At 48.7% G+C, this 21,423-nt stretch carries 16 protein-coding genes; 10 read left to right on the forward strand and 6 right to left on the reverse strand.

Annotated features, from left to right (window positions below; translation table 11 throughout):
- Together ribH and V2I46_08380 are read right to left on the reverse strand one after the other, a co-directional pair.
- On the reverse strand, positions 1 to 488 hold a 488-nt coding region (gene ribH, locus V2I46_08375), incomplete at its 3' end, for a 6,7-dimethyl-8-ribityllumazine synthase (protein MEE4177511.1).
- Positions 489 to 497: 9 nt separating this feature from the next.
- Positions 498 to 1,187: a tetratricopeptide repeat protein gene (locus V2I46_08380; GenBank protein ID MEE4177512.1), complete on the reverse strand. Its 690-nt coding sequence runs from the start codon at positions 1,185 to 1,187 to the stop codon at positions 498 to 500.
- Between the two features lie 183 nt (positions 1,188 to 1,370).
- Here V2I46_08380 and V2I46_08385 point away from each other — a divergent pair, with 183 nt between their 5' ends.
- Complete coding sequence (locus V2I46_08385; GenBank protein MEE4177513.1) at positions 1,371 to 2,834, forward strand: choice-of-anchor Q domain-containing protein; 1,464 nt, start codon at positions 1,371 to 1,373, stop codon at positions 2,832 to 2,834.
- 98 nt (positions 2,835 to 2,932) lie between these two features.
- On the opposite strand, the gene sucD is transcribed toward V2I46_08385, so the two are convergent.
- The gene (gene sucD, locus V2I46_08390; GenBank protein MEE4177514.1) at positions 2,933 to 3,805 is read right to left on the reverse strand and encodes a succinate--CoA ligase subunit alpha; all 873 of its coding nucleotides are present in this window, start codon (positions 3,803 to 3,805) and stop codon (positions 2,933 to 2,935) included.
- Positions 3,806 to 4,059: 254 nt separating this feature from the next.
- Here sucD and mnmE point away from each other — a divergent pair, with 254 nt between their 5' ends.
- Entirely contained in the window at positions 4,060 to 5,460 is a 1,401-nt protein-coding gene (mnmE, locus tag V2I46_08395; GenBank protein ID MEE4177515.1) for a tRNA uridine-5-carboxymethylaminomethyl(34) synthesis GTPase MnmE, read from the forward strand.
- 4 nt (positions 5,461 to 5,464) lie between these two features.
- Here mnmE and V2I46_08400 read toward each other — a convergent pair whose 3' ends face one another.
- On the reverse strand, positions 5,465 to 7,033 hold the full coding sequence (locus V2I46_08400; GenBank protein MEE4177516.1) for a peptide chain release factor 3: 1,569 nt from the start codon (positions 7,031 to 7,033) through the stop codon (positions 5,465 to 5,467).
- Positions 7,034 to 7,302: 269 nt separating this feature from the next.
- Between V2I46_08400 and V2I46_08405 the strand changes: the two genes are divergently transcribed.
- The 7 genes from V2I46_08405 to V2I46_08435 all read left to right on the forward strand — a co-directional run bounded on the left by V2I46_08405 (position 7,303) and on the right by V2I46_08435 (position 17,807).
- Positions 7,303 to 9,366 (forward strand): 3'-5' exonuclease, encoded by a 2,064-nt coding sequence (locus V2I46_08405; GenBank protein MEE4177517.1) that lies wholly within the window; start codon positions 7,303 to 7,305, stop codon positions 9,364 to 9,366.
- Between the two features lie 619 nt (positions 9,367 to 9,985).
- A complete protein-coding gene (locus tag V2I46_08410; protein MEE4177518.1) occupies positions 9,986 to 11,050 on the forward strand; it encodes a histidine kinase in 1,065 nt (354 codons plus the stop codon).
- Positions 11,031 to 11,789 carry a LytTR family DNA-binding domain-containing protein gene (locus V2I46_08415; GenBank protein MEE4177519.1) on the forward strand — a complete coding sequence of 253 codons (759 nt, stop codon included), beginning with the start codon at positions 11,031 to 11,033 and terminating at the stop codon, positions 11,787 to 11,789. Before V2I46_08410 ends, V2I46_08415 begins: the two co-directional genes overlap by 20 nt.
- Positions 11,790 to 11,918: 129 nt before the next feature.
- Positions 11,919 to 13,220 carry a TolC family protein gene (locus V2I46_08420; GenBank protein MEE4177520.1) on the forward strand — a complete coding sequence of 434 codons (1,302 nt, stop codon included), beginning with the start codon at positions 11,919 to 11,921 and terminating at the stop codon, positions 13,218 to 13,220.
- 56 nt (positions 13,221 to 13,276) lie between these two features.
- Complete coding sequence (locus tag V2I46_08425; GenBank protein MEE4177521.1) at positions 13,277 to 14,338, forward strand: efflux RND transporter periplasmic adaptor subunit; 1,062 nt, start codon at positions 13,277 to 13,279, stop codon at positions 14,336 to 14,338.
- A 44-nt stretch (positions 14,339 to 14,382) separates the two neighbouring features.
- Entirely contained in the window at positions 14,383 to 17,508 is a 3,126-nt protein-coding gene (locus V2I46_08430) for an efflux RND transporter permease subunit (GenBank protein MEE4177522.1), read from the forward strand.
- A 5-nt stretch (positions 17,509 to 17,513) separates the two neighbouring features.
- A complete protein-coding gene (locus V2I46_08435) occupies positions 17,514 to 17,807 on the forward strand; it encodes a PG0541 family transporter-associated protein (protein MEE4177523.1) in 294 nt (97 codons plus the stop codon).
- Between the two features lie 126 nt (positions 17,808 to 17,933).
- Here the strand turns inward: V2I46_08435 and V2I46_08440 are convergent, their stop codons facing one another.
- Both V2I46_08440 and V2I46_08445 read right to left on the reverse strand, forming a co-directional pair.
- On the reverse strand, positions 17,934 to 18,365 hold the full coding sequence (locus V2I46_08440; GenBank protein MEE4177524.1) for a hypothetical protein: 432 nt from the start codon (positions 18,363 to 18,365) through the stop codon (positions 17,934 to 17,936).
- A gap of 20 nt (positions 18,366 to 18,385) precedes the next feature.
- On the reverse strand, positions 18,386 to 19,900 hold the full coding sequence (locus tag V2I46_08445) for an NAD(P)/FAD-dependent oxidoreductase (protein MEE4177525.1): 1,515 nt from the start codon (positions 19,898 to 19,900) through the stop codon (positions 18,386 to 18,388).
- Between the two features lie 495 nt (positions 19,901 to 20,395).
- On the opposite strand from V2I46_08445, the gene V2I46_08450 reads away from it, so the two are divergent.
- Positions 20,396 to 21,334: an NAD(P)-dependent alcohol dehydrogenase gene (locus tag V2I46_08450; GenBank protein MEE4177526.1), complete on the forward strand. Its 939-nt coding sequence runs from the start codon at positions 20,396 to 20,398 to the stop codon at positions 21,332 to 21,334.
- Positions 21,335 to 21,423 lie beyond the last annotated feature (89 nt).

The raw sequence follows: 21,423 nt of genomic DNA on the forward strand, positions 1-21,423 counted from the left end.
CCCAGCCTGTTTTTCAGGTCCACCATTTTGATGGCAGTGACGGCGGCTTCGTCCCCTTTGTTGCCGTGTTTTCCACCCGCCCGTTCCTTGGCCTGCTGGAGGTTGTCGGTGGTAAGCACGCCAAAGATGACTGGAAAGCCCGAGTCGAGCTGCAGGTTCATGAGGCCTTGGCTTACGGCCTGGCAAATGAACTCGAAATGACGGGTCTCGCCCTGGATGACACAGCCAAGGCAGATGACGGCATCGATATCGAGCTGGTCGATAACGTAAGCTGCGCCCTGGGGCAGTTCAAAGCTCCCCGGAACGTAATGAATGTAGAGGTTCTCCTGAGAGAGGCCGTGTTTTTTTAGCGTCTCGACGGCCCCGCTGAGCAGGGCACCCGTGATGTCAGGGTTCCACTCAGAAACAACGATGCCCATCCGCATCTGTTTTGCGGAGGGCACCTTCGTGGGATCGTAAATTGAAAGATTCTGTTTTTTTTCGCTCATTCAGAGGGTTTATTTCTGTGCACTGGTACGGCCGATGTATCTTTCGATGTTACGTCCTTCGGCCGAGTTCTGGTATTCCTTGCGGATGCGTTCATAAAGGGCAAGGGCTTCGGCGGGCTGTCCCATTTCTTCGAAAAGAAGGCCGGCTTTGAAAAGGAAAACAGGGGTAGTGAAGTCATTGGGCTTGTAACGATAAGCCTTACGATAGTAACGTAAAGCGCTGGCCTGGTCCCCGTTCTCAAGGTAGGCATCGCCAATGGCGCCCAGTGCCATAGCCCCTACGATCTGGTCGCGTCCGCGGAATTTCTTCAGGTGTTTGATGGCATCATCATAGTTGCCCAGCTTGAGGTTGCTGATCCCGGCATAGTAATGAGCCAGGTTGGCTGACTTGGTAAAGCGGTATGAAGAAATAATGTCGGCGAAGCCAGGGTATTCGGCATTGCCAACGAGGGCCAGCTGGAGGCTGTCCTGTTCAAACCAGGTCTCGGCCATAAACATCTCGGCACGTGCGTCTTTTTCGCGGGGAGCGAGGAAAAAACGGGTGTATCCGATGTAAGCGGCAATGAGCAGCACGATGATGGCTACGGTCCACATAATGCCATTCTGGTTACGCTCAATGAATTGCTCGGAGCGGCTCAGCGCTTCCTCAACCGCTAAAATATTCTTGTCGTCTTCGGTATGCTTTTTGCTTTTTGACATATTTTCTTTATTTAGGCTGCAAAATTAATTTATTTTTGCGTGTTTCAAATGTTTTTGCGGTTTTTTTTGGAATGCCTTGTCAGGGAAAGTATTCATTTTCGGAAGCCTATTTTAGAAGCATAAAACCAATAAATTACCCTGCATGAGCGTTTCACGATAAAGCCGATAGTAAAATCCAATCTTATGCGCAGCATACGCCTGTTCCTTCTGTTGCTGTTTTTGCCCTTGCTGGCCAGCCTGTTGTTTTCGTGCCGTGACGACAGTTTTGACCCGGACCCTTCGCTTGAACTGGGTTTCTCGGCCGACTCGCTTCTTTTTGACACGGTTTTTACCACCGTGGGTTCGGCCACGCGTTCATTCAGGGTTTATAACCAACACAGCAAGCGGATTCGTATCGCCTCGATTGCATTGGGCGGCGGTCAGGATTCTTATTTCAGGGTAAATGTGGACGGACGTTCGGGCTCGAGGCTGGAAGACGTGGAGATTGGTGCTAACGACAGTATTTTTGTTTTTGTGGAGGTGACCGTGGACCCGGTGAATCAGAACACTCCGCTGGTCATCACAGACAGTTTGGTCTTTAATCTTAATGGTAACGTTCAGGACGTGAAGCTGGTGGCCTGGGGGCAGGATGCGCATTTTATTTATCCCAACTATACCGACCCCTCTTCAGGGTTTTCATATCACCTGATACAGGAAAATACCCACTGGACCAGCGAGCTTCCTTATGTGATCTATGGGTTGGCTGTGGTGGCGCCGAATAAGACTCTGACGGTCGATGCTGGCACACAGGTGCACCTGCATAACAATGCCAGCCTGGTATTCTTAGGTGGATCTACGCTGAAGGTATACGGCCTGCGAGACCAGCCTGTGGTATTCCAGGGCGACCGCCTGGAGTCGTTTTATGCCGAACAGCCCGGGCAGTGGGGGCGCATCTGGCTGACAGCCACCAGTAAGGACCACGACATCCATCACGCTATCATTAAGAACGGAACCGTTGGGCTGCACGTGGACAGCATCGGGAGCTATACCTCGCCAACCTTGCGCATCCGCAATACCATTATTAAGAATATGAGCCTGGTGGGCATCCTGGCCCAAGGCAGCAATATAGAGGCGCAGAATACCGTGGTGGCCAACTGCGGGGAGCAGACGCTTTACCTGGCCCTTGGCGGTAAATACGACTTCAGGCATTGCACTTTCGCCAACTATTTCAATTTGCCCAACGCAAGCCTGCGGCAGACGCCTTCGGTGTTTTTCAATAATTATTATGTGGATACCACCGGGGTGCTGCAACAGCGGGATTTTGAATCGGTTTATTTTGGAAACTCCATTGTTTACGGGAGCATTTCAGAAGAGCTGCAGTTTGATTTGGCGCCGGGCTCAGATCTGAACTTCACCTTCGACCACTGTTTGATACGCACGCAGCGTGACATATTCAATCCCAGCTATATCAACGTGATTAAAAACCAGTCGCCGCAATTCAACGACCTGACGGTGCAGGATTACCGCCTCAGGGATAACTCACCCGCCATCAATGCCGGCAAACCAGAGATCGCCCTTGAGATTCCGATCGATATCCTGGGCCGAAACCGCACGCTAAGACCTGATCTGGGGGCGTATCAGTATTATGAGATTGAAGAGGATAAGTAAGATTTGGGGTTTGGAGTTCAAGTTTTAATGTTTAAGGTCAGATATCAGGTTTTTTTTTGCCATTAGGAATAAGGCTTTGAACTATGAATCCCTAACCCCTAACTTCCCTGGATTTCCTTAATTTTCTGTCCTATCCCTGCAGGGGAGTCGACGACGTGGACGCCACATTCTTTGAGGATTTTCTTTTTGGCTTCGGCGGTGTCGTCTTTGCCACCGATGATAGCGCCGGCGTGTCCCATTGTTCGTCCCTTGGGGGCAGTGGCACCGGCAATGAAACTTACGACGGGCTTGGTGCCGTGGTCAAGGATGTAGCGAGCGGCATCGGCTTCCATATTGCCGCCGATCTCCCCAATCATAATGATGCCCTCTGTTTCAGGGTCGTTCATCAACAGCTCGACGGCTTCCTTCATGGTGGTGCCTGGTATTGGGTCGCCCCCGATGCCGATGCAGGTGGATTGACCCATGCCTGCCTTGGTGACCTGGTCGACGGCTTCGTATGTGAGGGTGCCTGAGCGGGAGACGATCCCAATGGTTCCCTTGCGGTGGATAAATCCGGGCATGATGCCAACTTTGGCCTCGCCGGGGGTGATGACCCCCGGGCAATTGGGGCCGATGAGGCGTGAGGACTTGCCTTTCAAGTATTCCTTTACCTTAAGCATATCCTGGACAGGAATGCCCTCGGTAATGCAGACGATGACCTCTATTCCTGCCTCGGCGGCTTCCATAATGGAGTCGGCGGCAAAGGCAGGTGGCACGAAGATCAGGCTGACGTTGGCACCGGTCTCTTTCACGGCATCGGCTACGCTGTTGAAAACAGGGCGGTCCAGGTGGGTTTGTCCGCCCTTGCCAGGCGTAACGCCACCGACCACGTTGGTTCCGTATTCGATCATCTGGGAGGCGTGGAAAGTGCCTTCGCTGCCGGTAAAGCCCTGTACGATTATTCTGGAATCCTTGTTGACGAGCACGCTCATAAAGCTTGTTTTGTTTTGTTTGAGGTGTAAAAATAAGTTTTTTCAGCAAAAAGAACGATGAAAAGTTTAAAAGTTGAAGAGTTTAAAAGTTGGAAAGTTGAAGTTTTAAAGGTGCTGGATGTTAGGTTTTTGTTTTGATCTCAGAATAATGATTAACCCAGCCTGCCGGCTGGCAGGGATTTTTGATTTCAGAATTTATTAATGGTGTTGATATTGGTTTATATTTGTAATATTCTTTCAGAAAGGAGGGATTTATGGAAGGATATGGCATAAAAGATACGATTTGTGCGCCTGCCACTGCACCGGGTATGGCAGCTATTGCGGTGATCAGGCTATCGGGGCCAGAGGCCTTTGGAATTGCAGCCGGGTGTTTTAAGCCTAAGAAAAAAGACTTGAATTTTGAGGACATTGCCTCGCATCAGGTGGTTTTCGGGGTAATCCACGAGGGTGGGCAGCCACTGGATGAGGTGCTGCTGACACGTTTTATTGCTCCGCATACCTATACGGGGGAAGACTTGGTGGAGATATCTTGCCACGGCTCGCCTTTCATCCAGCAGGAGATTCTGCGGCTGCTGATAGACAGTGGAGCGCAGATGGCAAGACCGGGGGAATTTACAATGCGTGCGTTTCTGAATGGCCGCATGGACCTCTCGCAGGCGGAAGCCGTAGCCGACCTTATCGCTTCCAATTCTTCGGCCTCACACCAGATGGCGTTCAGGCAGATGCGGGGTCATTTCTCGGAAAGGATACATGAACTTAGGCAGCAACTGGTGAACTTTGCCGGACTCATAGAACTGGAACTGGACTTCAGTGAGGAAGATGTGGAGTTTGCCGACCGGAGCAGCCTGACCGCTTTACTCGACAGCATTGAATCGGAGATCGGACGGCTGAAGCAGTCGTTTACGATGGGCAACGTGCTGAAGAACGGCATCCCGGTGGCCATCATCGGCAAGCCGAACGTGGGGAAATCGACGCTGCTGAATGCACTGCTGAATGAGGAGCGTGCCATCGTGAGTGAAATTCCCGGCACGACGCGTGATACCATAGAAGACGTAGTGGTGATAGAGGGGGTGGCTTTCCGTTTCATCGACACGGCAGGCCTTCGCCACAGCGAAGATGTAATAGAGACGGCAGGGATTGAACGCACCTATGAAAAGATCCGCCAGGCAGCTATTGTTTTGTATATTTTCGATGCCAGCGAGACGACACTGGAAGAGATCACTGAGACACTGAATGAGCTTAGGGAAAAGTTCTATGACGAGCATAAGCGGCTTATCCTGATTGCCAATAAAATCGATCTGATGGAGGAGATCCCTCATCATTTCCGCAACCTGGTGGAACTGGAGACCATCTTTGTATCGGCCAAACGCAAAGAGAACATTCACCTGATAGCCGACAGCCTGGTGAAGTCGGTCAGTACGGCCGTAGAAGAGGAGAATCTGGCCATTGTGAGCAATAGTCGCCATTATGAGGCGCTGGCAAGAACTGCAGATGCCATTGCTGCAGTCCGCAAGGGCATAGAAGATAAGTTGCCGGGCGATCTGATGGCCATTGACCTGCGCACGGCCCTGCATCACCTGGGCACTATCACCGGCGAGGTGACCAATGACGAGATATTGGGGAATATTTTTGAGAAGTTCTGTATCGGCAAATAAGGAATCAGAATTCGGATGTATAGTGAAATTCGATTTCGGGGAATGCTTCCCGTGTCGTTTTTAATTGCCATTGCGTTTCAGCCATAAAGACCGGCCGGTTTTCCTTGTCCCAGGCAATGTTTCGGCTGGTAGTTGCAATGAATTTCCTGAGGGCCTCCTTGTCCTTAGAAGTAAGCCATGACGCCTTAAATAAATTGAGGGGATGAAAAGAGCAGGACGCCCCATATTCATGGAGAAGCCTGAACTGAATCACTTCGAATTGCAAATCGCCTACGGTACCAATGATCTTCACATTGCCGGGCTGGCGAATAAACAGCTGGGCCACGCCTTCATCGGTAAGTTGCCGGATGCCTTTTTCGAGCTGTTTGCTTTTCATTGGGTTGCGGTTGACCAGTTCCCTGAAAATTTCGGGAGAAAAGCTGGGGATCCCTTTAAACCGAATCACTTCGCCTTCGGATAAACTGTCGCCAATTTTAAAATTGCCGGTGTCGTAAAGCCCCACCACGTCTCCTGGGAAAGCCTCATCAATAATGCTTTTTTCCCGTGCCATAAAACTGGTAGGGTTGGGAAAGCGCAATTTCTTGCCTAACCTAGAATGTAAATAAAAATTGTTTCGTTTGAAGGAGCCGGACACCACCCGGCAAAAAGCAATACGGTTCCGGTGGTTAGGATCAAGGTTAGCATGGATCTTGAAAATGAATCCGGAAAATTCCTTTTCACCAGGGTCAATGATCCTGTCTTCTGTTGGACGGGGCAAGGGTTCTGGGGCTATCTTGACAAAGGTTTCAAGCAATTCCTTTACCCCAAAATTATTGATGGCACTTCCAAAAAACACTGGTGACAGGTAAGCTTCGTTATAAAGGACTTGATCAAAAGGCTCATAAATCCCCTGGATGACCTCCACATCTTCTCTGAGTTTTTTTGCCATGGATTTTCCAATCCAATCATCAAGAACTGTGTTATCGAGGTTTCGGAGCCTGACTTTCTCTTCAGAGATCTCTGTTTTGTTTGATTCGAAGAGTTGCAGTTGATTTTCAAGCAGGTTGTAGACCCCTTTGAAATTGTTTCCCATTCCAACTGGCCAGGTAATGGGCCTTAGGTGGATATTCAGTTCTTTTTCCGTCTCTTCCAATAAGGCATAAGGGTCTTTCCCTTCCCTGTCGAGTTTATTGATGAAAATAATGACTGGGGTGTGACGCATACGGCAAACCTCCATTAGGTTTCGGGTTTGCTCTTCAATGCCCTTCACGGAATCAATGACCAGAATGACGCTGTCGACCGCCGTGAGCGTGCGGTAGGTGTCCTCAGCGAAGTCCTTATGTCCAGGGGTGTCGAGGATGTTGATTTTATATCCGTTGTAATCAAACCCCATCACAGACGTAGCCACGGATATGCCTCTCTGCTTTTCGATCTCCATAAAATCGGAAGTGGCCGTTTTTCGAATTTTATTGGTTTTTACGGCGCCTGCAGTTTGTATGGCCCCGCCAAGCAATAACAACTTTTCGGTGAGGGTGGTTTTACCGGCATCTGGGTGGCTGATAATCCCAAAAGTTCTTCTGTTTCTGTAACTCACTTCTTTTTATGTTTTTTTATTACAAGCACTGGCAACGGCTGCTAAAATGCATTTTTCCTATGCAGGCGATTCAATCAGTGGAAAAGAGAAAAGCAATGAAAGGAATTTTCAGGGCGGGGAAACTGGACAATGGAGAAATATTACTGGCATATACAGACCACAAAAGTAATCAATATTGCCAAGGAAGGAGTTTTTTTCCGTTGTTTGGGTTAGACTGGAGAGGTCAAATGGGATCAAAGCATTTTGTTCATTTTATGTAATTTTGCGGAATGAGCCTCCAGCCCGAAAATCATAGTTTGCATGAAGAGAAGCAATTCCTTGCACTGGTGATGAAGAAACTCACCGATTCGCTGAAGCAATTCAGCGAGCGGATCAAGGGGCTTTCCGATGATATGCTTGAGACCAGGAGGTACCTGTATGAGCATAAGACAGGGATGGACCGTATGGAGCGCTATGCCATCCTGCAGAGCCTCTTTCGGGGTAACTTGGTGGGTGAGAGTGCCGTGGAGCGTATGAAGAACATTGAAAAACTGCTGGCGTCACCTTACTTTGGGCGAATCGACTTCAGGGAAAAAAGCGGGGATGAGGTGTTCCCATTGTATATCGGCATCCATTCGTTTTACGACCAGGAGGCCCGGGCCAATGTAATCCACGACTGGCGGGCACCCGTTTCAAGTATGTTTTACGATTTTGAGCTGGGCGAGGTTTTTTTTGAAACCCACGAAGGCAGGGTCGAGGGCGACATCACCCTCAAGGGGCAGTATCATATCCGCAACGGCAAAATGGAGTATATGCTCGAGAACCCCTCGGCAGTATACGATGAGATGCTGCAGCAGGTGCTGAGTGAAAACTCTGACCGTAAGATGCGCAACATCGTGGCCACCATTCAACGTGATCAGAACCCCATTGTCAGGAATGAGCGCTCACGGGTGTTGATCATACAAGGGGTAGCTGGATCGGGCAAGACCTCCATAGCCCTCCACCGCATCGCCTTCCTACTCTATCGCTTTAAGGCCACGATTAAAGCCAACAACATCCTCATCATCTCGCCCAACAAGGTGTATGCTGACTACATTGCCAATGTATTGCCCGAACTGGGTGAGGAGCGGGTCCCCGAAATGGGTATGGAAGAACTTGGTGCGAAGCTGCTGCAAGGACGCTATAAGTTCCAGACCTTTTTTGAGCAGGTCAGCCAGTTGCTGGGAAAAAGCGACGAGGGTTTTCGTGAGCGCATCGAGTTCAAGGCCTCTGGCGATATGCTTACCAGGCTTGACCAGTATTTAGTTTATGTCAACAACGAATTTTTTAAGCCTGCCGACCTGTGGGTGGGACGAAGCTTGGTGCCAGAATGGTTTATCAAAGAACAGTTCGAGTCGCTCCATCGCCTGCCTGTAATGAAGCGCTTCGGGATGATGGCCAAAGCCATAGAGGATAACATTGTTTTTTATTACCGCCGTGATGTGACTCCCGAGGAGCGCAAGTTTATCCTGAAGGAGGTGACGGCGATGTTCAGGATTACCAACGTGAGACAGCTGTATAAGGATTTCTACGAATGGCTGGGGCAGCCCCAAATGCTGAAGGCAGCCAGCAGGTCGAGACTCGAGTATGCTGATGTGTTTCCGCTGGTGTACCTGATGATACGCTTTGAAGGTTCACAGACCTTCGATGGGGTGAAGCACCTTTTGGTGGACGAGATGCAGGACTACACCCCCTTACAGTATGCAGTGCTGGCCAGGCTGTTTTCCTGCAATAAAACCATCCTGGGTGACGCCAGCCAAAAGGTGAGCCTGGCAGGCTCCTCGACGGCCGAGATGATCCGCGAGGTGATGCCCGATGCCGACCTGGTGAAGCTCAGGCGAAGCTACCGTAGCACTTGGGAGATTACACGCTTTGCCCAGCAGATCCTGCCCGACAGCCTGCTTATAGCAGTGGAGCGTCATGGTGAGGCGCCCAAGGTGAAAGGCTTTGGCGGGCAGAAGGAGGAGGTGGCCTACATCAGGGAGCGCATTGTAACCTTTTGGAAATCAGGTCAAAAGACGATGGGTATCATCTGCAAGACACAGAAACAGGCTGATTGGCTCTACGGACAACTGGGCTCGATGCAAGAGTCAGTCAGCATACTCGATAAACAGAGTAAGGCGTTTTCCTTAGGAGTGGTTTTGATGCCCGTTCACCTGGCCAAAGGGCTGGAGTTTGATGAAGTAATTGTACCCTTCGTTACCGGTGAGCATTACAATACTGAATTGGATAAGCACCTGCTTTATATTGCCTGTACGAGGGCGATGCACAGGCTCGGATTGAGCTACGCCGGGAGAAAAAGCCAGTTTATTTAGGGTTTTAAGTTTCAAATCTAAGTTTTCTAGTGCCAAGTTTCAACCTGTCCCATGCCTAGCTGGGCTTTAGGCTCCTGATTTCATTTTCTGGCATCAGAGATCTGATCAATGAGTAAGATTTAAAGAAAAATTTTCATCTTGGGTTCGGTAATGAATCAGATTGTAATCCACTGAAGATTGATGCATTAAAGAACTATAATTCAAGTGTTTGCAAGATTGTAGTTAATTTTGTTTTGCCGATGAAAGTCAAGGGAAAAGCCCTTTTGCATTCGGCAAGGAGATGAATGTTAAACCCCATGAAAGGTGATGCAGTGCCGGTTAGCGAGGGCTTTCCGCATGCCGATGGGGCGGCAACAGCAAACATTCCGGTTGAATAAACCGGCGATGATGTGAATGTTTACCTGGGGTTCCAGTCGGCTGACAGCAATTGCATTACGAAAGGCACTTTCATTTGGCAGGTTACGGCAGAACAGGCAGCAGGGTGATTCTAGAGGGAGACCACTTTCAGTGAGGGGGCTCTTTTCTCTTTCAGAACCTGATTTTTCACTTTCGGGCTGAATTTTGGCACCCTGGGCAATTTTTGGTGATATATGGATTTGGGAACCATTACCTTTGTTTCATGTTTGAAAATGAAAACCTTTTCAGGCGCCTGCTACGCATCTCACTGTATACCTCCCTGTTAATGGCGGTGGTGTCGGTGACGCCTTTTTTTACGGTGCAGCGTGAATTTTCGGCGAGTTTTTTCGTGTTTTTCATTCTGAGCCTGTTTTTTACCGTGCTGGTGATCTGGCAGATAAACATCGTGCTGGTTTATGTTTATGAGAAGCAAAGGGTGGGCAGGCGCTATTACTGGACACGTTACCTGCTGAGCTTTGTATTGACTGCCGTCATAGCGGGCTTGCTGATCGGGGTTTTTCATTCCCTGCCCTTGGCAGAGCGGATCAGGATAGAATCGGATATGGCGGCTCCCGAAAAGATCAGCATGATAAGACCTGTGTTTTCGACGTTTTTTATAAATCTGTTCGTGGTCTTTATTCTTGAACTGGTTATCCTGCGTGAGAAGAAAGCCAAAATTGAGCTTGAGAATGCCCGCTTACGTGCAGAGAATGCTGAGGCCATCAACCAGCAACTGAAACAACACATTCATCCGCATTTTTTGTTTAACTCTCTGAGTGTATTGAAGTCGCTGATTAATAAAAACCCTGATCTTGCTGAGGAATACCTGATCAAGCTTTCAGACTTTCTGCGTGTTTCGATCTCGGCGCGTGAGGCCAATGTGGTAAAACTGAGCGATGAATACAAGCTGTGCCTTGACTTCATTGAGATGCAAAAGATTCGTTTTGGTGAAGCTCTGCACTTCAGGTTTGATATCCCCGAAGAGCAGCTTGAAAAGGGCTATGTTCCGGGCTTTTCGATGCAGGTATTGGTCGAGAACGCCATTAAGCACAATGTGCTGACCGAGGATTCACCCCTTCACATCGTGGTGGATTGTGAGGGCGATTGGCTGCGGGTTAGCAACAACATTCAGAAAAAGCTGTCGGCTGAGCATACCACCAAGCTTGGTCTGACTAACCTGGCGGATCGTTACCGGATGGTATCGGGACACCGGGTGGAAGTGGAGGAGGCCGAAGGCCAGTTTAGTGTTAGGATAAAAGTACTTTTGGATGAAGATATTAATTATTGAAGATGAGCAGCATACGGCCAATGATCTGGCTTCTACCATTAAAAAGGTGGAAGTGGGGGCAGAGATCGTGGGTATCCTGAAGTCAGTGAAAGAGTCGGTGGCCTGGTTTGAACAAAACAGGATAAAACTGGACTTGATCTTTTCTGACATCCAGCTTGGCGACGGGCTTAGCTTTGAGATCTTTAAGCAGGTCGACATCCATACGCCGGTGGTGTTTTGCACGGCTTACGATGAATATGCCCTGAATGCTTTTAAAGTTAACAGCATTCACTATATGTTAAAGCCCTTTAACAGCAAAACAGTGGTAGAAGCACTGAGCAAGTTTAGGGATCTGCGGAGCACCATGAGCCCCGATGTGCCCTCTTACCAAGCCATCCTCGACTTGCTGAACGAGCGAAAGCGGACCACTTCGGTGTTGGTATACCAGGGCGACAGGATCGTGCCGGTGAAACTTGATGACATTGCCCTGAGTTTTATCCGTGATGAGATGACCCATATCATCACCTTCGACCAGAAGGAATACCGCCTGAACAAAAGCCTGGAGGAGATGGAGAAACTGTCGTCGGGCGAATTTTTTAGGGCTAACAGGCAGTTTCTGGTGAATCGTCGGGTCATTAAGGACTCCTCGCAATATTTTTCACGCAAACTGGTGGTAAACCTGAACATCCCCTTTGATGAAAAGATAACCATCAGTAAGACTAAGGTAATGGAGTATTTAAACTGGCTGGCGGAAAGTTAAGGAAGATGTTTGTTTCACCGGGAAATTTGTCCGTTTCGCCCGAAAGTCAGTGCTCTTTAAATGGATAATCAGTAATTTTACAAGCTGAAATAACGCAACCCGCAACTAAAAAAATCAAAATTTCGGAATATGACCAAGCATTTTTTTAAATCGTTTTTTACTCTTGTGTTTGTCCTTGGAGCCATTCATTGGCAGTGTCTCGCGCAGGAGCCCATGACCTTAAGTCTTGAGCAGGCCAGGGAATATGCCCTGGATTACAACAAGAACATGGCAAATGCCGAACTGGGTACCCAGGAAGCCCAAGCCAGGTTGAAAGAAACCATTGCCAACGGATTGCCCCAGATCAACGCCACTGTAGACTACTCGAACTTCTTTGGTTCGACTGCCACTTTGGGGGGGATGGGCGGTTTAACCATTGAGTTTAATCCCACAAGCAACTTGAGCGTTTCTGTTGGCCAGCTTGTTTTCAGCGGAAGTTATATCGTGGGCATACAGATGGCCAAGCTATACCAGGAAGTGGCCGAAGCAAGCTATGAGAAAACGGAGCTTGACATCCTTCAGCAAGTTTCACAGGCCTATTACCTGGCGTTGATATCAGAAAGGTCGAGGGAACTGGTGGAAGCCAACCTAATGAATATGCGCAGCATCCTTGAAAAGACCCGTACGATGGTCTTTGCCGGGGTGGCCGAAGAACTGGATTATGACCAGCTGGCGGTGCAGGTTTCGATGCTCGGCAACTCGCTGAGGTCGGCCGAGCGTCAGCAGGAGCTTGCCTATAATATGCTCAGGCTGCAGATGGGCCTTTCTGCAGAAGCAGAGATTATCTTGACGGATAAGCTGGAGAACCTTGCCGTGGGCAGTGACTTCTCGGCCCAGATTGCCAAGCCCTTTAGCTTGCGTGATAATGTCGATTTCAAGCTTCTGGAACTTCAAACGGGGATGGCTGAAAAGCAGGTCAACATGGAAAGGTCAGCCTATCTGCCGACACTTACTGGCTTCTATAATTATACCGAGAAACTGATGAAGCCTGAATTTGACATCACCCCTAAACACGTGATCGGGCTTAATCTGGATATCCCCATTTTTTCGAGCGGGGTGAGAAAAGCCAAGGTAGACCAGGCTCGGATTAATCATGAGATTGCACTCAATCAACAGGAACTTGTGGTGGAACAATTGCTGATTCAAGAGAAACAGTTGCGCTACAATCTAAATACCGCTATGGAGCAATACGAGAGCGAAGTGGCCAACCTAGAGGTCGCCCGACGGGTGAACAAGAATATCAATAACAAGTATGAGCAAGGCCTGGTTTCGAGCCTTGACCTGATCACCGCCAACGGCAATTATCTGCAGGCGGAAGGCAGCTACATCAATGCGGTGATGCAACTGCTTGAGGCCAGCCTGGCACTCAACAAACTATTGAACGGTTTTTAAAACATGAGGGTAATTAAACTGAAAATAAACGACTTAGTCACAATAATTTTTGAAAAATGAAAATCAAAAGCATTTTTAAGCTCAGCCTAATAGCTTTGTTGCCCGGCATTATGCTCGGAAGTTGCACTTCCAAAAAACAGGATGCAGCCGCCCAGGAGGACGATTCGGCAACCCGTGTTGAAGCAGTCAGGGTGCAAGAACTTGCGTACCGTGAAATTTCACGTACAGCAACTTATACTGCACATTTGCAAGCCTTCAAAGAAGTGCACCTGGCCTCGGCTTCTCCGGGCCGTATTGAACGGATTACCGTGGAAGCAGGCCAGCGTTTTTCGCAGGGACAGGTACTGGTAGAAATGGATAAGACTCAACTAAAGCAGGCTGAGATACAGCTGGCAAGCCTTGAAGTGGAATTCCAAAGGCTGGATACCCTGCGCAAGGCGGGGAGTATCTCGCAGCAGCAGTTTGACCAGGTGAAGACTCAATACGATATGGCCAAGTCAAACGTTGAGTTCCTCATGGAGAATACCCGTTTGGTGGCCCCTTTTTCAGGTGCCGTATCAGGCAAATACTATGAGAACGGTGAAATGTTTTCGGGCGCCCCCAATACACAGGCTGGCAAAGCCGCCATCCTTTCGCTGGTGCAGACCAGCAGGCTCAAAGCCATTGTGAATGTTGCCGAGCGTTATTACCCACAAATTAAACGGGGATTGGAAGTAAAAATCACGACCGACGTTTTCCCGGGCGAAGTGTTTTTGGGAACCGTATCGATGATTTACCCCACGATTGATCCTGCCACGCGTTCTTTTAAAGTGGAACTGACCGTCCCCAATGCCCAGGAAAAACTCCGGCCGGGGATGTTTGCCAGGGCTACCCTTGAACTTGACCAGGTAAAGGTCTTCCTGGTGCCTGCGCTGGCAATCCTAAAGCTCCAGGGCTCGAATGAGCGTTACATTTTCCTGGAAGAAAGCGGTAAGGCCAAACGGGTTGCCGTTGAACTGGGCGACCGCTTTGACGATATGGTTGAACTTATCACCGACGAGATTAAACCAGGCGACCGTGTCATTGTGGCTGGTCAGGCCAGGCTGGTTGACGGGGCTGCAGTAAGTGTTGAGCAATAAACCCCGGAGTTGAAAAATGTTTTCTGACTTAATAATTTTTTACAATGAGTATATATAAGAACGCAGTCAACAAGCCTATCACCACCATAATGATCTTCATCGGGGTGATCGTGCTGGGGATCTATTCGCTGATCTATATGCCTGTTGACCTGTTTCCTGAAATGGATCCGCCCTATATTTCAGTCATTACGAGCTATCCCGGGGCCAACGCCAGTGACATAGAGGTGAATGTGACTCGTCCATTGGAGGATTCTTTCAATAGCATTGACAACCTCAAGGAGATCACCTCCACTTCTAGCGATAACCTCTCGGTGATTTTTATGGAATTTGAATGGGAGTCGGACTTGAATGAAGCATCCAACGAGATCAGGAGTGCACTCGACCTGATGTTCGACTACCTTCCCGATGGGGTAAGCCGGCCCACCGTGTTTAAATTTGATTTAAGCATGATGCCCATCGCCGTTTATGCGGTGAAGGCAAGCGAAAGTTACCTGGGGCTCGAACGCATCCTGGAAGAGGTCATTGTAAACCCATTGAACCGGATTGACGGTATTGGATCGGTGATGGTGATCGGAACGCCTGAACGCAGGATCTACGTGGAAGCCGACCCCGTTAAACTCGATGCCTACAACCTTTCTGTTGAGCAAATTGGCAATGCCATCCAGGCTGAAAACCTAGATATGCCCTCGGGCAATATCAAAATGGGAAAGATGGATTACCAACTGCGGGTAGAAGGCGAGGTCGGGGAGAGCTATGAGCTTGAGAACCTCGTCGTAGGGCACTTCCAGGGCAGTTCCATTTTGTTGAAGGACGTGGCCGCCGTGCGTGATACCATCAAGGATGTGATGCTTGAGTCAAGGATCGACGGTAGCCAGGGTGTGCGTATGATGATCATGAAACAGTCGGGCGCAAACACCGTAAAAATTGCCAAAGATGTTAGGAACGCCATCAAGGAACTGGAGAAGAACCTTCCTCCCGACGTGGAGGTGCTGGAGGTAATGGACTCCTCGGAATTTATCAGCGATTCGGTTAGCAACCTGACAAGAACAATGCTTTGGGCGCTATTGTTTGTTGTGCTCGTGGTGCTTTTCTTCCTTGGGAAATGGAGGGCCACTTTCATTGTGGTACTGACCATTCCCATCTCGCTGATCGTAGCATTTATCTACCTGTTTGTAACGGGCGGCTCGCTTAACGTCATATCACTGGCATCCATGTCGATTGCCCTGGGTATGGTGGTCGACGACGCTATCGTGGTCCTTGAGAATATTACAAAACACATTGAGCGGGGAACGAGTCCGCGTGAGGCGGCCATCTATGCCACCAACGAGGTCTGGCTCTCGGTCATCATTACCACTCTGGTAGTTGTGGCCGTATTCTTCCCGCTGACCCTCGTGGGCGGTATGACCGGGGTATTGTTTAAGCAGCTGGGATGGATCGTTTCTATTACGGTAACCACCTCAACCATCGCAGCCATTACACTGACGCCAATGCTTGCATCGAAACTTCTGGGCCTGAAAGCCAAAAGAAGGGTGCCCCTGCCCATTTCACACGAAAAAGTGGTGGAACCTTTCATTGCATGGGTTGAAGGCTTCTATGAGAAAACCCTGAGGTTTGCCCTTGTACATAAGAAATTGGTGCTGATCCTTGCACTAGTCCTTTTCGTTGGTTCATTATTCCTGATGCGATTTGTAACCACTGAATTTATGCCCGAATCGGACGAAGGGCAATTGACCGTTGAAATAGAATTGACCACCGGATTGCGAGTTGAAGAAACGATGAAGGTGGCTGATCGTATTGAAGCCATTATGGTGGAAAGGTATCCTGAAGCAGAAATCCACGCAATGATGGCAGGCTCGGATGATGAGGGCGGTATGGCTGGCCTGTTTGGCCAGCAGGGTTCAAATACCATCAGCGTGATGATGCGCCTGAAGGACCTGAATGCAAGGAACCGGTCGGTGTGGGAAATTGCTGATGATTTCAGGGCACAGCTCGACCAGATTCCCGAAGTGGTTGAATATGCAGTGAGTACTGGTGGTATGAATTTTGGCAGTAGCACGGTCGACGTCGAGATCTTTGGATATGATTTCGAAGTCACCAGCCGCCTAGCCCACGAGATTAGGGAAAAGATAGAAGCCATTCCGGGGGCTCAGGATGTAAAAATCAGCCGCAAGGACGACCGCCCTGAACTTCAGGTGGTGCTCGACCGCAAGAAAATGGCCGAGAACGGGCTGAATACCGCAATGGTTTCAGCTGCCCTTCGTAACCGGGTGGCTGGTATGACGGCCTCTATTTTCAGGGAAGAAGGGGAAGAATATGAAATCATCGTCAGGTTTGGCGAGGAGTTCAGAAGCTCTATTTCCGACCTTGAATCGTTTTCCATTAACAGCCCCATGGGCACCAGGGTAAACCTGGGTGAGATCGGGGAGGTGCAGGAATACTGGAACCCGCCAAACATTGAAAGAAAACGCAGGGAAAGAGTGGTGACCGTTTCAGCCGCACCCTCAGGCATAGCACTTGGGACCCTTGCTGAACAGATCAACACCATCGTCGAAAATACCGATGTTCCCCAGGGTATTTTGGTTAACGTAGGAGGCGCCTTCGAGGATATGATGGACTCGTTTATGGACCTGGGTCTGCTGTTGCTGATCAGTATTATCCTGGTATTCCTGGTCATGGCCTCGCAGTTCGAATCGTTTGTGATGCCCTTTGTCATTATGTTCTCCATTCCCTTCTCGTTTACCGGCGTCATCCTGGCCCTGCTGATCACCAATACCACCCTCAGCGTCATTGCTGGACTGGGAGCCGTACTGCTTATTGGTATCGTGGTGAAGAACGGGATTGTGCTGGTGGACTACATCAACCTGATGCGCGACCGGGGATATGCCCTCAATGAAGCCATTGCCGTATCAGGCAGGCTGCGTCTGCGACCAGTTCTAATGACTGCTTTCACTACGATTCTGGCGATGCTGCCATTGGCCCTGAGCAGGGGCGAAGGCTCGGAGATCTGGAGCCCAATGGGTATTGCCCTGATCGGCGGTCTGGTGTTCTCAACCATTGTCACGATGGTGCTGGTACCTGTGGTGTATGGTCTTGTCTCACGCCGGGGCGAACGTGACAAAATGAGTAAGGTCCGGGAGAAGTTTACCTTTTTAAACGAATCTAACAGTTAAATCCTATGAAAGCAGTGATGATCATGTTCAACCAGGCCAATGGCGAAAAGGTGGAGTTTATTTTCGACCGCCTTGACATCAGGGGTTATACCTGGTGGAATGAAGTGCAGGGTCGTGGTTCAGAGACCGGTGAGCCCCGTAAGGGAACCCATACCTGGCCCGAACTTAACTCAGCGGCAATGACCATCGTCCCCGACGAAATGGTCGATCCCCTCCTGGATGCCATCCAAAAGTTGGATGAAGTGAACAAGGAAGTGGGCATTCGTGCCTTTGTGCTGAACGTTGAGAAGCAATACTAAAAGAATGACATAATTATTCTTCCCTTTTTGGTTTTTGATTCACTTCAGTTAAATGATGATGCCCCGTGGCAAATGCTTTACCTGCATTTGCCACGGGGCATTGTTTTTCGGGGCTGAAGATCTGGTTTAGTTGTCCATATAAGTCGCTTCTGGCATTTGTTTATGAGGCAGCAGCCATGCCAGGGCCAGGATAACGAGCGCCAGCAGGGCGGTTACGGGCTGCATCCACGACATATAGCCAATGATAGAAACCTGGATGATAATCCACATCAGGATTAACAAGGCTGTAAATATGGCGGCTTTGCGGGCGATCTGCCAGCGGGCAAACAAGGCAATGGCCGAAAAAAGGCAGGAGCCACCTAAAACAACAAAAAGAAACAACCCCGGGATGAAATAATTGCTGAAAGGGCTGCCTTCGAGCAACTCAAGCGGGACACCTTCTGCTCCTGCCATGGCATAATAACCCCCGCCAAAAGCGTTCAGAGCAAGAAAAGCAAGCAAAAAACCAGCCAGGTAACGATAGAATTTCCGTTCAGTCACCTTGTTTGATTTGTTCATTGAAATTAGTTATTGGATTATTAAAGGGTCACTTTGAATTTCTTTCCATCGGCTTTGCACATGGTTTTGATAAGCCTTTTTGCTGACATGATAGATGTCGGCAGGCCCCCGCCGGGTTCCACCCACTGCCCGCACATATAAAAGTTTTTCAGGCCAGGAAGCTGCTGCGACATTTTTTTCATCATGGCTAACGAGTTTTCAGGGGTGAGCAGCCAGCCTTCAAAACTGCCTTTCCAATTGCCGGTATAGCGTTCGAAGGTAAGGGGAGTGGCCACATCAATCATCTCTACCTGTGAAGCCAGCCCGGGGTATTGTTCTTCCAGCAGAGCAACGATCTTTTGGGCAGCCTCTTCCTTCTGCTTCAGGTAGGTCTGCCGGTCCATGTTTTTCCAAAACGCATAATCGCTGGGAAGCATAACCGTCAGGACCGTCTTCCCTTCAGGGGCAAGCGAGGGGTCATGGTTGTAATAATGCACCGGGAGCCATTCAATCTCCGCATCAGCCACCCTGACCGAAGTGTTGATTCTGAAACCAACTCCCGAAACGGTTTTTGGTTCTTGTTCAAACGATCGGTTGACGCCCAAGCCTACAAACAATAAGGCAGGAAAAGGCTTCCACGCCTTATAAGGCAGGAAGGTTTCCTCATTACCGAATTTTCCATCGAGCATCTTAAACAGCGTGGCAAAACCATCGGCCGCCGATATCACCTTTTCGGCAAAATGCTCTTTGCCATTGGAAAGACGGATGCCGGTGGCCCGGTCACTGCTAGTAAGGATCTTTTCCACTTGCTGCTTGTAATGAATGGTGCCTCCAAGTTCCTGGTACTTTCTTTCCAAGGCTCTCGACATAGGCATGGATCCCCCAAGCGGATAGCCGGCATTCTTGTTGTGAAGGTAGGCAAAGGTGAAAAACATGAACAGCATCGAGAAACCGGGCAGCCACATCTCGACAAAGGCTTCTCTGAGCAGGGGATCTTTGAAACGCCCCGCAAAATCATCCGTGGTGATATTCATCCAGCGTTTCATGGCCTTCATATGGGTAAGAAAGGTCCAGCCGACCTTTAGTCTCGCAGCGATTCTTTTCAGCGCCGGGGTCGTCTTTGAAGCTTGTTCTATTGGTATGCACATTCTGATGCCTCGGGTGAAAGACAGGATGGGCTCCTTGTCTTGCGGAGAAAGTTCCAGGAGATGTTTTTCCAAACGATCCACGTCAGTGTAAAAAACTACCGTGCGCCCATCGGTCCAGGTCATCCGCAGGTATTCATCCAGGTCAATAATATCCAACCCCTGGGCAACCCCCACCTCTTCCCACATGTCGTGCATGGCCGACTGGGGAGAGGATCCCACCAGCCAGTGAATGCATCCGTCAATGGTATAGCCTTTCCGCTTCCAGGACGTGCACAGGCCTCCAGGCTGATCGTGCATTTCAAAAATCTCGGACTTGTAACCATTCATTTGGGCATAAATACCGGCTGCCAAACCGGCAAAACCTGCACCGATAATGATTACAGATTTTGGCTTGTTTTCGTGACTCATTTGCTGGAATGCCTTTATTTAATTAGCAAATTTAATCTCATTTTAATTTAAAAAGATGATTGGCTGAAAAATAACATCTGATAAAACTAGTTCAATTGCTTTTTTGATGCTGTTTTTTGAAATTCATTGTTTTACCAGTCCGATGAAAAGGGTTGCAGGATTTTGATTGAATAGCAACAAACTCCCCTGTAACGCCAAAAATCCTTATTGTTTAAGGTGGTTTGAACGCTTTCCTTATCATAAATTGGGCTTCACTTTATGAATGCCTTAGCCCGGGAAGATGCAAAACAAGGCTGCACTATTTCTGATTAGATTCCAGAAAATGGCCTTCAGGAAACCCCCTTCTTTTCTCTATTCTTTTTTATCCAGGGTTTAATTTTCCAACTTGTTAAAATAAAGAATTCGGGCCTTTGTTTTGGATGAACATTTTCTTAAGGACAAGGTTAAATTTAGAGAACAACCGGTTTAAGATAATAACTCATCAAAGTATTGGAAATGAAAGCAATGGTAATAAATCAATTCGGCGGACCTGAACAACTTTCATTGCAGGAAGTTGCAATGCCAAATTCAAAGTCCGGACAGGTACTTGTTCGTGTTCATGCGGTTGGAGTGAATCCCGTAGATTTCAAAATCCGCAATGGGTCGATGAAATTTATTACCGGAAAAAAATTCCCGAGGATTCTCGGGCAGGATATTGCCGGAGTGGTCGAGCAGGCCGGGAAAAACTCCAAATTCAGACCGGGTGATGAGGTATACGGCATGCTAAGCTATGAAGGTGGAGGATATGCTGAGTTTTTGGCGGTGAAGGAAAGTCAGCTGGCACCTGTTCCTGATGAACTGAGTATGGCCGAAGCTGCAGCAGTGCCATTGGGATCTCTCACTGCCTATCAGTCATTCAAAATTGCAGGGGGTATCAAGACGGGAACTAAAGTCCTGATTAATGGCGCTTCAGGGGGAGTGGGCTCATTTGCTGTGCAGATTGCAAAATCCCTGGGGGCAAATGTCACAGCAGTATGCAGTTCAAGAAATGTCGATTTTGTCAAAGGGCTTGGTGCAGATCGTGTGCTTGATTATACGGAAGACGATTTCACAAAACTAGAACCTGAATTTGATATTGTTTTTGATGCAGTAGCAAAAAGTTCCTTTCGAAAAAGTAAAAAAATTCTTGTAAAAGATGGTGCATTTATCTCTACCATACCCAACAACAATTTGTTTTTTTACCAGTTCACGAACTTTTTAAGAAGTAAAAAAGCGTATTTCAGTTTTATCAAGCCAAAGGGAGAAGATCTCAGGGTGATATCTGATATGATTTCAAATGGTCTGGTCAATGTTTATCTTGAAAAAACATTTCCTTTGGAAGAAGCACACAGTGCTCATGAACTTATTGAGACCGAAAGGGTAAGAGGAAAACTGGTCCTGGAAGTTCTCGCTTGAAATGGGAGGCGGTTTATGGACCTGCCCCACGAATTTACCCAACAGGCAGCTTTTAAGCCCTGATTTTGTGATTAGTTAACACAATTAAG

The organism is Bacteroides sp., from assembly GCA_036351255.1.
Taxonomy (GTDB): domain Bacteria; phylum Bacteroidota; class Bacteroidia; order Bacteroidales; family UBA7960; genus UBA7960.